The organism is Alkalihalobacillus sp. TS-13, assembly GCF_019720915.1.
Taxonomy (GTDB): domain Bacteria; phylum Bacillota; class Bacilli; order Bacillales; family Fictibacillaceae; genus Pseudalkalibacillus.
Genome location: NZ_JAHKSI010000001.1, coordinates 1,414,690 through 1,427,070, shown reverse-complemented (window position 1 = coordinate 1,427,070; position 12,381 = coordinate 1,414,690). Strand labels below are relative to the sequence as shown.

Annotated in this window: 14 protein-coding genes; 13 read left to right on the top strand and 1 reads right to left on the bottom strand. The window is 40.3% G+C overall.

The annotated features are described in order from the left end of the window. The first annotated feature begins 203 nt into the window (after nucleotides 1–203). The 8 genes from prsW (at nucleotide 204) to rpsA (ending at nucleotide 7,382) form a co-directional block, all read left to right on the top strand. Nucleotides 204–890: a glutamic-type intramembrane protease PrsW gene (gene prsW, locus KOL94_RS07095; RefSeq protein WP_221565233.1), complete on the top strand. Its 687-nt coding sequence runs from the start codon at nucleotides 204–206 to the stop codon at nucleotides 888–890. Between the two features lie 141 nt (nucleotides 891–1,031). Continuing rightward, nucleotides 1,032–1,883, top strand: coding sequence for a spore cortex-lytic enzyme (gene sleB, locus KOL94_RS07090; RefSeq protein WP_221565231.1), 852 nt, complete (start codon nucleotides 1,032–1,034; stop codon nucleotides 1,881–1,883). A gap of 15 nt (nucleotides 1,884–1,898) precedes the next feature. Beyond that, a complete protein-coding gene (ypeB, locus tag KOL94_RS07085) occupies nucleotides 1,899–3,248 on the top strand; it encodes a germination protein YpeB (RefSeq protein WP_221565229.1) in 1,350 nt (449 codons plus the stop codon). 308 nt (nucleotides 3,249–3,556) lie between these two features. Continuing rightward, a complete protein-coding gene (locus tag KOL94_RS07080) occupies nucleotides 3,557–4,216 on the top strand; it encodes a flagellar brake protein (RefSeq protein ID WP_221565227.1) in 660 nt (219 codons plus the stop codon). 222 nt (nucleotides 4,217–4,438) lie between these two features. Then, a complete protein-coding gene (locus KOL94_RS07075) occupies nucleotides 4,439–4,651 on the top strand; it encodes a DUF5359 family protein (protein ID WP_221565225.1) in 213 nt (70 codons plus the stop codon). A 165-nt stretch (nucleotides 4,652–4,816) separates the two neighbouring features. Continuing rightward, complete coding sequence (gene cmk, locus KOL94_RS07070) at nucleotides 4,817–5,494, top strand: (d)CMP kinase (protein WP_221565223.1); 678 nt, start codon at nucleotides 4,817–4,819, stop codon at nucleotides 5,492–5,494. 6 nt (nucleotides 5,495–5,500) lie between these two features. Then, the gene (locus tag KOL94_RS07065; protein WP_221565221.1) at nucleotides 5,501–6,082 is read left to right on the top strand and encodes a lysophospholipid acyltransferase family protein; all 582 of its coding nucleotides are present in this window, start codon (nucleotides 5,501–5,503) and stop codon (nucleotides 6,080–6,082) included. Between the two features lie 148 nt (nucleotides 6,083–6,230). Continuing rightward, nucleotides 6,231–7,382, top strand: coding sequence for a 30S ribosomal protein S1 (gene rpsA / locus KOL94_RS07060; protein WP_221565220.1), 1,152 nt, complete (start codon nucleotides 6,231–6,233; stop codon nucleotides 7,380–7,382). A 204-nt stretch (nucleotides 7,383–7,586) separates the two neighbouring features. On the opposite strand, the gene KOL94_RS07055 is transcribed toward rpsA, so the two are convergent. Then, entirely contained in the window at nucleotides 7,587–7,721 is a 135-nt protein-coding gene (locus KOL94_RS07055; RefSeq protein ID WP_221565219.1) for a YpzI family protein, read from the bottom strand. 132 nt (nucleotides 7,722–7,853) lie between these two features. Here KOL94_RS07055 and KOL94_RS07050 point away from each other — a divergent pair, with 132 nt between their 5' ends. From KOL94_RS07050 to KOL94_RS07030, 5 genes are all read left to right on the top strand, one after another. Then, nucleotides 7,854–8,462, top strand: a complete 609-nt coding sequence (locus KOL94_RS07050; protein ID WP_221565218.1) for a YphA family membrane protein — start codon at nucleotides 7,854–7,856, stop codon at nucleotides 8,460–8,462. A 496-nt stretch (nucleotides 8,463–8,958) separates the two neighbouring features. After that, nucleotides 8,959–10,275, top strand: coding sequence for a ribosome biogenesis GTPase Der (gene der / locus KOL94_RS07045; protein ID WP_221565217.1), 1,317 nt, complete (start codon nucleotides 8,959–8,961; stop codon nucleotides 10,273–10,275). A gap of 9 nt (nucleotides 10,276–10,284) precedes the next feature. Further along, nucleotides 10,285–10,899 carry a glycerol-3-phosphate 1-O-acyltransferase PlsY gene (gene plsY / locus KOL94_RS07040; RefSeq protein WP_221565216.1) on the top strand — a complete coding sequence of 205 codons (615 nt, stop codon included), beginning with the start codon at nucleotides 10,285–10,287 and terminating at the stop codon, nucleotides 10,897–10,899. After that, the gene (locus KOL94_RS07035) at nucleotides 10,899–11,948 is read left to right on the top strand and encodes an NAD(P)H-dependent glycerol-3-phosphate dehydrogenase (RefSeq protein WP_221565215.1); all 1,050 of its coding nucleotides are present in this window, start codon (nucleotides 10,899–10,901) and stop codon (nucleotides 11,946–11,948) included. Before plsY ends, KOL94_RS07035 begins: the two co-directional genes overlap by 1 nt. A 73-nt stretch (nucleotides 11,949–12,021) precedes the next feature. Continuing rightward, nucleotides 12,022–12,276: a stage VI sporulation protein F gene (locus KOL94_RS07030; RefSeq protein ID WP_221565214.1), complete on the top strand. Its 255-nt coding sequence runs from the start codon at nucleotides 12,022–12,024 to the stop codon at nucleotides 12,274–12,276. Nucleotides 12,277–12,381: the final 105 nt, after the last annotated feature.

Genomic DNA, 12,381 nt, shown 5'->3' with positions numbered 1-12,381 from the left:
TTTGTGATTTACTTTGTGATTTAGAGAATGAGAAAAATCTGTAAGTGGTGGAAATATACGAGACTCTTGCGGGAATAGCGAGTAAATTCCCACGCTATTATAATGGAAAGTGTATTAGCAATAAACTTTTAGAAAACAGCCTAACAAAAAGATCGTTGTTCATGATACGATAGTAAAAAATGGATGGAAACGAGACGATGTAAATGTTTACGGTCATATCGGCAGGGATCGCTCCAGGCCTCGCCTTGCTGTCATTTTTCTATTTGAAAGAAAAATATAAACCTGAGCCAATTTTAATGGTGTTACGAACCTTCATAATTGGGATTCTTCTTGTTTTTCCTGTAATGGTTTTGCAGTTCGGTATTTATGAAGAGATGCCTGTTGCTGAGTGGGCTGATGCTTTCATCGTTTCGGGCTTCCTTGAGGAGTTTTTCAAATGGTTCTTGCTTTATTTCACAGCATACCAACATATTGAATTCAATGAGCCATATGATGGGATCATTTATGGTGTGTCACTTTCATTAGGATTCGCAACCGCTGAAAATGTTCTCTATTTGTTTACCAATGGTGTTGAAACCGCGTTAATGAGAGCATTGTTACCCGTTCCAAGCCATGCGTTGTTCGGGGTGATCATGGGATATTATCTTTCGCGTGGTAAATCCTCTGACAACAAGCGTATAAAACAATTGTTCATATTAGCGTCATTAGTAGTACCGATATTCTTTCATGGTTTTTATGACTATATCATTTTATCCCTGATGCAAAAATGGATGATCTTCATGCTTCCTTTCATGATCTTTTTATGGTGGTTAGGTTTGAGAAAAATCAAGTATGCACAAGGTGTTTCACAGGAAAATTATGAACAACAAAATCATGGAGCAATAAATTGATTTCTATTTTCAGATATGCCTGGTCGTCCACTTGGATGATCAGGTTTTTTCTATTAATTTTTCTCTTTGTATAAAATCACTTGAATGACAGAAACTACGAACATTGAAAAGTTATACAGGATGCAACAGGAGGCTGTAATGATGAAAAGTGGAAATTTGTTCGTAAAAGTATGCTTATCATTGATACTATTAGTCATTCCGTTGTTGAGCGCTGTGCATATTGATAAAACAGACGCGTTCACTGCTCAAGTGATCCAGCAAGGCGCAACGGGTGAAGATGTAATTGAACTTCAATCGAGATTGCAATATTTAGGGTTTTATAACGGGAAGATTGATGGGGTATTTGGTTGGGGTACATACTGGGCACTTCGAAACTTCCAGTATGAGTTTGGGTTGAAAGTGGATGGACTTGCCGGTCCAACGTCAAAATTGAAACTCGCGAATGCTTCAGAGTACCATGAAGGATTTGTGAAAAGGAACATTCAAAAAGGGAAGAAGTTCACACATTATGGTGGTACACCTCTAGAAAAACAGACACAGAAGGGGAAAGCTCCTGCTAAGAAACCATCAGGTCAGGAAGGAAAAGCACAACCTAAACAACAAAAGCCGCAACAAGGGAAAAATGTACCGAGCGGTTATTCGGAAAATGATATTCAATTGATGGCGAATGCAGTCTATGGCGAAGCCCGTGGTGAGCCTTATGTTGGGCAGGTCGCTGTTGCAGCAGTCATTCTCAACCGAATTGAAAGCACCTCTTTTCCAAATACCATTTCAGGCGTCATATTTGAACCGCGAGCGTTCACTGCGGTAGCAGATGGGCAGATTTGGCTTACACCAAATGAACAAGCCAAAAAAGCTGTTCATGACGCAATCAATGGATGGGATCCTTCGGACGGATGTATTTATTATTTCAACCCTGATACTGCAACATCCGGTTGGATATGGACACGTTCACAAGTTACCCAAATCGGAAAACATATCTTTGCTAAATAATGGAGGTGAAGAGACATGATCAGAACAATTTTAATAACGATATTGGCAATTGCCGTAATTGGTACAGGGTTTTGGGGATACAAGGAACATCAAGAAAAAAATGCGATCCTTATCAACGCTGAAAACAACTACCAACGAGCTTTCCATGATTTGAATTTCCATTTCGATGCGTTAGAAGAAAAAATCGGAACCACGTTAGCTATGAATTCACGACAACAGATCTCTCCTTCACTTGCAGAGGTTTGGCGTTTGACTTCGGAGGCCCATAACGATGTAGGCCAACTTCCGTTAGCGCTGCTTCCATTTAATAAAACGGAAGAATTCCTGACGAAGATCGGTGAGTTCAGTTATCGGATCGCAATCAGGGATTTGGAGAAGAAACCCCTTTCTGATGAAGAGTATGCAACACTTCAAAGTTTGCATAAGAACGCTACAGAAATCAAAAATGAATTAAGAGATGTGCAAGCAACTGTCATGAAAGAAAATCTAAGATGGATGGATGTCGAATTGGCACTTGCAACAGAAAATGACCCGAATGACAATACCGTCATCAACGGGCTGAAAACAGTCGATAAATCTGTCGAAGGATATTCAGAAGTGAACTGGGGTCCGGAGATGACGAAGATCAGCGAATTTGAGGATAATAAATATAAGGCCCTGAGTGGAAAGCAAATCACGAAAGAAGAAGCTAAGAATCTTGCTATCAAATTCCTGAAGCTGGATAAGAACAGTAAAGTGACTGTCGAGGAAAACGGAAAAGGATCACCATATGAGGCATACCGGATCTCTGTCAACGAGCCGAAAAGTGATTCCAATATCTATATGGAAATGACCAAAAAAGGTGGTCACCCTACTTGGATACTAGAAGATCGAAACGTTCAAAAGGCTAAGATCAGCCTATATCAGGGAAGTGAAAAAGCAAGAGAGTTCTTGAACAAGCATGCAATGGATAAGATGGAGATGACCACAAGTAACCAATATGAAAACATCGGAATCTACACCTATGTGAAAATGCAGGACGATGTACGGATCTATCCCCAAACAGTAACGATCAAAGTAGCCCTAGATAACGGGGATATCATTGGCTATGAAGGAATGAACTATCTGATTGGTGAAAAAGATCGGAAAATTACTTCTCCTGCTATTTCCCAAAAAGAAGCACAAGGTAAGTTGAATCCGAAGCTTAAAATCATGGAAACTCACCAGGGAATCATCACCAATGATCTTGGTGAAGAGGTTCATTGCTATGAGTTCTTAGCAACAATGGGCAATGAGACTTTCCGAATCTTCATTAATGCCAGCACGGGAATGGAAGAAAAAGTAAAAAAACTGGATGATCCTAATACACCGGTCAACAGTATGTAGGTAAAGGAAATTTGCTGATTGGCAAGCCTTGACAAGGTGGAGGCAGAGGCTTAGTTGCGTTTATATATTTTCTTTCCTGAATGAAGCCACTAAATCGAATGACTTCCTATTGCCAATTTGTCCTCACCTCTAATGAAATAAGAACAAGGAAAAGCAAATTTTGCTTTTCCTTTTCTTGTTAAAATGAGATAATTGACCTAAATGAAAAGGCTCTTATATGATACGTTGTAGTGTTTCCAGATCCATTGAAATCTCAAAACGACACTATAGTATCACTGAGCCAAATAAAAGGGTGAGGGGGATTTTTCATGATCAAAATTGGTGAAACCCTTTTTCTTGATATCCGGAAACCCGGACAAGAAGCACAAAAGTTTCAATGTAAGGTTGAAGATATAAGAGAAGATCATCTGCTTGTTACATATCCATCCAATCTCCGGACAAATAAATCGGAATTTTTCATGACAGGGACAAAGTTCTATGCACATTTCACGACAAAAGATAAAATAACATATAAGTTCCACACTGAAATGACCGATCGGAAAAAAGAACATATACCTTTACTGATTTTAACATTTCCTGGAGAAAAGAATTTGGAAAAAATTCAAAGGCGTGAATTTGTTCGTGTCGATACAGCGATTGATATTGCCATTCATCCTACAGATTATCAGTTCCAACCATTTACAGCGATCACTTCAGATGTAAGCGCTGGTGGATGTGCTATTATTTTGCCTGAGCAACACAGACTGAAGGAAGGCATGGAATTAAAGTGCTGGATGGTATTGCCTTTAAAAGATCAGCACAGGTATGTGAAGCAAAAGGCGAAAGTCATCCGCATCATTAAGGGTGAGAACGGCAAAAGGGATAAAGCTCCTTTGCAGTTCATGAAAATCACAGAGAGGGACAAACAACATATGCTGCGGTTCTGTTTTGAAGAACAACTGATGTTCAAGAAGAAAGGGTTATTATGATTAGGTGCTTTAAACGATTGGCTTGTTAAATAATGATGTTGATATTTAGTTTGAGTTTGGTTGAAGCAATATTTGTGATACTCCAGCGAGAAAAACGAGCCAGGCGAGACCCCACAGCGAATAAAGGATAGATCGAAATTCACCATTATTATTTATCCGTATAACAGCAGCCTTGTTTTGGTAACGATAGAGAAAAGACCATTATGAGGATGCGATTCAATTATGAGATTGCTGGAACGTATTTTGATCAAATTGATTGTGTGTCAGATCATTTTTCTCTTTGTCGCCCAATATCTCATATTCAATTGGGACATTGGTGCCTATTTCAATCAATTGTATGAATATGAAGGTATTACGAATGGAAGTACTGGTGAGACAGTTGAAACGATAGACCGTTCAAATTTCCTATGGTATGATGAAAGGGTTGAAAATTGACCCGGTATCAATGAATTTGAGGGATAATGTCACCGTTGAACTTGGCACTTGGAGCCTTCAGGTTTCCTCAAAAGCGCCAAGTTTCTCTATGAGTTGGGTAGAAAAATGCATGATAGCCTCGAATTGTTAAGAAAAACAGATGTGTTGACAGAAGCAGGAGGAACTATGAGTAACTTGATGAGAATTGCAATTGATGGACCTGCTGGGGCAGGGAAAAGTACTGTCGCCAAAAGAGTGGCAGACATTTTGTCGTTTGTTTATATTGATACAGGTGCAATGTATCGATCCATAACTTTGAAAGCACTTCGAAACGGCATCGATGTCAGGGACGAAATTGCTCTGAAAAATGTTTTAGGGAACACAAAAATCGATCTGCAAAAAAAGTCAGATAAACAGTACGTCGTTCTGGATGGAGAAGATGTGACAGAAGAGATCAGAACGTCTGAAGTGACGAACAACGTTTCTGAAGTTGCGAAACATCCTGCCGTACGCGTAGAGATGGTGAAACGTCAACAAGAATTGAGTCAAGAACATTCAGTTGTCATGGATGGACGTGATATCGGAACTCATGTCATTCCGGATGCACAGGTAAAAATTTTTCTAATCGCTTCCGTTGACGAACGAGCGAAAAGAAGACATGAAGAAAACATATCAAAAGGGATTCCCTCTGATTTAGAGCAAATTAAGCGGGAAATCGAACAACGCGATGAATTGGACTCTGAACGGGAAGCATCCCCATTGATGAAAGCGGAAGATGCAATTGAACTTGATACGACGATGATGTCGATTGACGAGGTCGTGAAAGCGATCCTTCAGATCGTCCGAGAAAGAGAAAGGGTTTGATGGCCGGTGAATCTCTATAATATAGGGCGTAATTTTTTTAATGGAGTTTTCGCAGCTGGATATAAATTGCAAGTGATCGGCCTTGAAAATGTTCCTAAAGAGGATGGAGTCCTGATTTGTTCGAACCACATCAGTTATCTAGACCCTCCTCTGGTCGGTTGTTCATCCGGCCGTACAGTCCACTTCATGGCAAAAGCTGAGCTTTTTAAAATGCCAGTATTGAAAGGTATCCTTCCGAAAATCCATGCTTTCCCTGTCCGAAGGGGTATGAGTGATAAACAAGCATTAAGAAAAGGGTTGGAAATATTGCGCAGCGGAAAAGCAGTTGGACTGTTTCCTGAAGGAACAAGGAGCAAGACCGGATCGATTGCAGATGGGCTTGCGGGAGCAGGTTTCTTTGCTTTGAAAACAGATGCGAAAGTCGTACCTTGTGCAATCATTGGTCCTTTCAAAATGTTCAAACCGGTGAAAATCGTGTATGGAACACCGATTGATTTTTCTGAATTGAAAGAACAAAAGGCTTCAGCTAGAGAAGCAACAGAAAAAATCATGGAAGAAATCCGGAAATTATACGAAGTGAATAAGTAATAATATCGGAGTTTAGTTACTTGACAAAACCCGCTATTTATAAGAAGTTAGAGAAAAGGGAAATGAACCTTATACATACTCTTTCACATATGTGGAGGGTCTAATAAATGTTTTTCTCTTCGTTTAGACACTTAAGGAGGTAAAGCCAATGACTGATGAAATGAATCAAGAACTTTCAGAAATTAAACCTTTGGATGTCGGTGATATTGTAGAAGGCACCGTTACAAAGGTTGAGGAAAAACATGCATTGATCGATGCAGGATATAAGATAGATGGAATCTTGCCGATCAGTGAGCTTTCAAGCTTGCATGTCGAAAAAGTTAGTGATGTCTTATCTGATGGAGATACATTGACTCTAAAGGTGATCAAACTAACAGAAGAAGAGCTCGTTCTTTCAAAGCGTGCAATTTCTGCGGAAAAGGCATGGTCTGAATTGAAAGAAGCGAAAGAAAAAAACCAGACCTTAGAGGTCGAAATCGCTGACGTCGTCAAAGGCGGCCTTGTGGTCGATCTCGGCGTACGCGGGTTCATCCCAGCATCTCTTGTTGAAAAACACTTTGTAGAAGATTTTTCTTCATATAAAGGAAAGACATTGGAAGTCAAGATTGTGGAACTTGAAGAAGAAAATAATAAACTTATTTTGTCTCATCGTGCTGTATTAGAAGAACAAGAAGAATCTCAAAAACAGGACGTGCTTCAATCACTGGAAGCAGGGCAAGTATTGGAAGGTACCGTGCAACGCCTCACCGACTTCGGTGCTTTCGTCGACATCGGTGGGATTGATGGGCTTGTCCATATTTCACAACTTGCACATCATCGAGTCGAAACACCATCTGAAGTCGTTAATGAAGGTGCCACGGTGAAAGTCAAGGTACTTTCTGTCGATCGTGATAACGAACGTATTTCACTTTCCATCAAAGAAACACTACCTGGACCATGGGACAATGTAAGAGATGTCCTTGAAAAAGGTCAAGTCGTCGAAGGAACAGTGAAACGTCTCGTTTCTTTCGGCGCATTCGTTGAAGTTGCACCAGGAGTAGAAGGGCTTGTGCATATTTCTGAAATTGCCAACAAGCATATCGGAACACCTAGCGAGGTCCTTGATCAAGGTGATAAAGTTAAAGTGAAAGTATTGGACATCAACCCTGATGAGAAGAGAGTTTCCTTAAGTATCCGAGCTACATTGGAGGAAGAAAACCGTCCTTCAAAAATCGATCCAGAGTACAACAAAGAAACTGACGGAAATACAGGTTTTTCACTCGGAGATATGATTGGTGACCAACTGAAAAAGTATAAATAAGTATAAGAACAGGGGCTGATCTCACACTTCCATCTGGGAAGAAGGGATCAGCCTTTTTTAATTTGGCTGTTTTCGCATAGAGTCTCTCCATACTAAATAACATATTGGGGATTTCGTGTTTTTGATCTGACACTTTTTTATATCGGACTGCTTCTTAGATTAGATAAGTAAAAACCCTACAATCTAGAAAAGCCCCTAAAAATTCTATTCTCGATTATCTCTTCTGGCTTCTTCAGCTGTATCGAGTTTTGAAGCTCCGTCATAATGCATATTCTGGTCCCGGTCAGCTTCAACACGTTTGGATTGCTTCAACTTTCTCTCTTGTCGATCTTTTCCCACTTGTATCACTCCTTTAGTGATAGTTTTGCGGGAATTGCTTTATCCTATTCATTAAGGGGTAGGGTTTAGAAACAACAGCTTTTTTCCATACTTTGAATAGATATGAATTGAATTTCAGGTGGGGATCTTTGTATGGAAGGCACATTATTTTACTGGTTCGCGTGGATGGGTTGGACGATCAGCACATTCTTTCTAGCAAAAACAAGACAAAGGATCGTGTTTTCGGCATTGCTTTTAATTTTGATCTATTGTTCTGCTATTACGCTCGACCTTGATGGACAACTTGTCAATTTATCCCTATTTATCATTATCCTGATCAGCTATGCTTACTTAGGAATGCAAAAATTCCGAGAGCTTTGGTATTCCATTTTCATGAGTTCTATCATTTCTATATCTTATGTAGGAATGCACTTTGTAGTGGTATATGACCCAGTATGGATTTTCATCGATTTGAATTTTTTCATTGCCATTCCACTTTCCCTGATCGTCTTGCTCATGGCAAAAGACTTTCACGTTAGGTTGTCAGTACTTACATCGGGATATGCTCATGGTGAAATCGCCTATATTACATTATTCAAGGATCTCGCACCGGATTATGTGATCGGCTCTTTCATATTCCTTGATATTATCAGTCTTTCGTGCATGATTGTTTATCTATGGTCGTTGTATGAGCTATTTACAAGTACATTGAAAGTCAAGATTGACAAGCCTGTCAAGCATGTAAAAGAAAATATTCAATAAGGCTATCTGAATTTCTTCATGTTGTGGCTCTATCAGTTTTTTGCTAAAATAAATGAGTTCTGATTTTGTCGAAAAAGTTCTCTTTTTACATTTTTAAATCTGTTGATTCAAATTGTTGATTCTTACGAAATTCACTCCCTTTCAGCGTTCGACGGTCACCACAAGCCCACGGACTTAAATCCATCCCCTTGTAGTTTTGTACCGAGTAACCGCAGGCGCAGGACGTACTTGTACTGACTTCGACGTTCACCACAGGACGTGGTGGTAATTAGTCGAAGGTCATTATTATACTCGAAGATGTTTATTAATCGTGGTATTGTGGGGTCCACCTGGTTCGCTTTCCCGCAGGAGTGTCGCAAATTCCTTTAAAATCAACAATGGCTTTAACAAAGTTAAAATTCAAAGAGTTCATTTGTATATATACCAAACATACATACAAAACCGGAATATACGTGCAGCTGCATAGCGGCTGCATCTCAGAAAAGGAAGTGATCATATGCGAAAAAAACCGGTCGTAGCTGTTGTAGGAAGACCTAATGTAGGAAAGTCTACGATATTCAACCGTATTATTGGAGACCGTTTAGCTATCGTTGAAGATAAACCTGGAGTGACACGAGATCGTATTTACAGCTATGCGGAATGGTTGAATATAGAATTCAACCTCATCGATACCGGGGGAATCGATCTTGGTGATGAACCGTTATTGAAACAAATGAGGCAGCAAGCAGAAATAGCAATTGATGAAGCTGATGTCATCATTTTCATGGTTAATGGTCGTGAAGGGATAACCGCTGCTGACGAAGAAGTGGCACAAATATTATTCCGCTCAAAAAAACCTGTCGTCCTAGCGGTAAACAAAATCGATAACCCAGAACGTATGAGTGAAGTGTATGAATTCTACTCACTTGGTTTCGGTGAACCAGTACCGATCTCTGGTGCTCATGGTCTTGGTTTAGGGGATATGCTTGATGAAGTCATCAAACATTTTCCGAAAGATGAAATAGATGATTATGATGAATCTACTATCAAATTTTCATTGATCGGTCGTCCGAATGTGGGGAAATCATCTTTAGTCAATGCAATTGTTGGGAAAGAACGTGCAATTGTCAGTGATATTGCAGGAACGACAAGGGACGCTATCGATGCAAAGTTCACACGTGATGGTCAAGAATACGTGATCATCGATACTGCAGGAATGCGAAAAAAAGGAAAAGTATATGAGTCCACCGAAAAGTATAGTGTATTAAGGGCTTTAAAAGCGATCGACCGTTCAGATGTCGTGCTCGTCGTTTTGAATGCAGAAGAAGGAATCATTGAACAAGATAAGAAAATTGCTGGGTACGCCCATGAAGCTGGACGTGCAGTCCTGATCGTCGTCAATAAATGGGATGCCATTGAAAAAGATGATAAGACACTGCGTGAATTCGAACAAAAAATCAGGGATCACTTCTTATTCTTAGATTATGCACCAATTGTATTCGTTTCTGCACAGACGAAACAACGTCTTCATACGCTCATGCCTATGATCAATACCGTTGCAGAAAACCATGCAATGCGAGTAAAGACCAACGTCCTCAACGATGTTGTGATGGATGCGGTCATGATGAATCCGACTCCTACAGACAAAGGAAGACGTCTTAAAATCAATTATGTGACACAGGTTGCGATAAAACCGCCTACCTTCGTTTTGTTTGTCAACGATCCGGAACTGCTTCATTTTTCCTATAAACGATTCATTGAAAATCGTATCCGTGAAGCATTTGGATTCAAAGGAACTCCAATTCGTATCATTGCTCGTAGAAAAAATGAATAGGGGGAACTCATGGAATTCGTCAACATTATCGTAGTCAGTATTATTGGATATTTGATAGGCTCGATCAGTTTCAGCTATCAGATTGCAAAGAAAATCAAGAAAATCGACATTCGTACCCAAGGGAGCGGGAATGCTGGTGCTACCAATACATTGCGATTATTAGGTTGGGGTCCTGCTATTACTGTTCTTCTTCTGGATGCTTCCAAAGGGATCGTCGCAGTTTTATTAAGTTATCTTGTCGGTGTCGAAGGATGGATTGCCTTTATTGCTGGTTTATTTGCCATCATTGGGCATAACTGGCCGGTCTACTATGGTTTCAGGGGCGGTAAAGGTGTCGCGACGACAATCGGTGTGTTTGCGATACTCGTATTCATACCAGCATTAATTTCTGGAATTGTTGCTATTCTAACGATTGCCATCTCAAGATATGTTTCATTAGGTTCACTTATTTTCATGTTTTTAACACCTGTCCTTACCTTGATATTCGGGGACTATGATACGAACTATATAATATTGGCGACCATAATCGGATTATTGTCGTTATGGCGTCATAGACAAAACATCCAACGTCTCGTAAAAGGAACAGAAAGTAAACTTGGACAAAAGAAGGAAGTGACCAGTTGATGAAGAAAGTTGCTGTTATTGGAGCGGGGAGCTGGGGGACAGCCCTTGCGTTGGTACTTGCTGATAATGATCATGATGTTCGGATTTGGGCTCGTAGATCTGAACAAGTTGAAGAAATCAATGAGAAGCATACGAACAGCAAATACCTGCCGGACATCAAGCTCCCTGAAAATTTAGTAGCGACAAACGATCTAAAGGATGCTGTAAAAGATACCGACACAGTACTGCTTGTTACACCGACTAGTGTAATCCGGGAAGTTCTCGGTCAATTGAAGGGGATCTTCACGAAACCAGTTACACTTGTTCATGCTAGTAAAGGAATTGAACCTGATACATTATTCAGAGTGTCTGAGGTGATCGAAGACGAAATTCCAGAAACGCTCAGAAAATCGGTTGTTGTCCTTTCTGGACCGAGTCACGCTGAAGAGGTCAGCTTGAGACAACCGACGACGGTCACAGTCTCTTCAAAGGACAAGGAATCTGCAGAAGAAGTTCAAGATTTGTTCATTAATCCTAATTTCCGTGTCTACACGAATCCAGATATCGTGGGTGTGGAACTTGGTGGTTCGTTGAAGAACATCATTGCACTGGGGGCGGGTCTTTCTGATGGTCTTGGATATGGAGATAATGCCAAAGCTGCTTTGTTGACTAGGGGATTAGCGGAAATTGCAAGACTGGGAACGTTCATGGGTGCTAAGCCATTGACGTTTGCTGGACTTTCCGGCATCGGGGATCTTGTCGTTACATGTACCAGTGTACATAGTCGTAACTGGCGGGCAGGTAATCTGCTTGGGAAGGGCAACTCGCTTGAGGAAGTTCTTGAAAATATGGGAATGGTCGTCGAGGGTGTTAGAACGACGAAAGCGGCCTATCAGCTTGCACAAAAGGAAGGCGTTGAATTGCCGATTACAAATGAGCTGTACCAGGTCTTGTTCGATTCCAAGACTCCTAAGGAAGCAGTGGATTCATTGATGAGACGAAGCCGTACCCATGAAGTTGAGGATTTAAGCGCTATGCTTTCAGATCGATATACACTCGATGAAAATTAAATCCTGAATAGAACTCACGAAGTCTTTCATCTCGCATAGGATATTATGAATGTTACGTGTGAGGAGGACTTCGATGGACAGAAATTTCATGGATGACATTGAGAAAAAGACGGGTGTAAAAAAAGATGATATTTTCAAATTAGCAGATTCTGTACAAAGTGCTAATTTACGTGATGAGAAAACGATCAGACAATTGATTTCACAAGTTTCTCGTATGGCTGGTGTCCCAGTTTCTAAGGAAAAAGAAGATCAGATTGTGAAAGCGATCATAAATAATAATATCCCTCTGGACATGACCTCGATCGCGAAAATGTTCAACAAAAAATAATTGTTTAGAAAATTAGGCGATTGAGCGATACAGTATCCATAAATCTTGCATAAACTAGCATGGAATGGACAGTTTGAGCTGCAGTGGGAAATAGTTATTTAGTCA

Coding starts and splice junctions, on each gene's coding strand:
- prsW (WP_221565233.1), top strand. CDS start 204: ATGTTTACGGTCATATCGGCAGGGATCGCTCCAGGCCTCGCCTTGCTG.
- sleB (WP_221565231.1), top strand. CDS start 1,032: ATGAAAAGTGGAAATTTGTTCGTAAAAGTATGCTTATCATTGATACTA.
- ypeB (WP_221565229.1), top strand. CDS start 1,899: ATGATCAGAACAATTTTAATAACGATATTGGCAATTGCCGTAATTGGT.
- KOL94_RS07080 (WP_221565227.1), top strand. CDS start 3,557: ATGATCAAAATTGGTGAAACCCTTTTTCTTGATATCCGGAAACCCGGA.
- KOL94_RS07075 (WP_221565225.1), top strand. CDS start 4,439: ATGAGATTGCTGGAACGTATTTTGATCAAATTGATTGTGTGTCAGATC.
- cmk (WP_221565223.1), top strand. CDS start 4,817: ATGAGTAACTTGATGAGAATTGCAATTGATGGACCTGCTGGGGCAGGG.
- rpsA (WP_221565220.1), top strand. CDS start 6,231: ATGACTGATGAAATGAATCAAGAACTTTCAGAAATTAAACCTTTGGAT.
- KOL94_RS07050 (WP_221565218.1), top strand. CDS start 7,854: ATGGAAGGCACATTATTTTACTGGTTCGCGTGGATGGGTTGGACGATC.
- der (WP_221565217.1), top strand. CDS start 8,959: ATGCGAAAAAAACCGGTCGTAGCTGTTGTAGGAAGACCTAATGTAGGA.
- plsY (WP_221565216.1), top strand. CDS start 10,285: ATGGAATTCGTCAACATTATCGTAGTCAGTATTATTGGATATTTGATA.
- KOL94_RS07035 (WP_221565215.1), top strand. CDS start 10,899: ATGAAGAAAGTTGCTGTTATTGGAGCGGGGAGCTGGGGGACAGCCCTT.
- KOL94_RS07030 (WP_221565214.1), top strand. CDS start 12,022: ATGGACAGAAATTTCATGGATGACATTGAGAAAAAGACGGGTGTAAAA.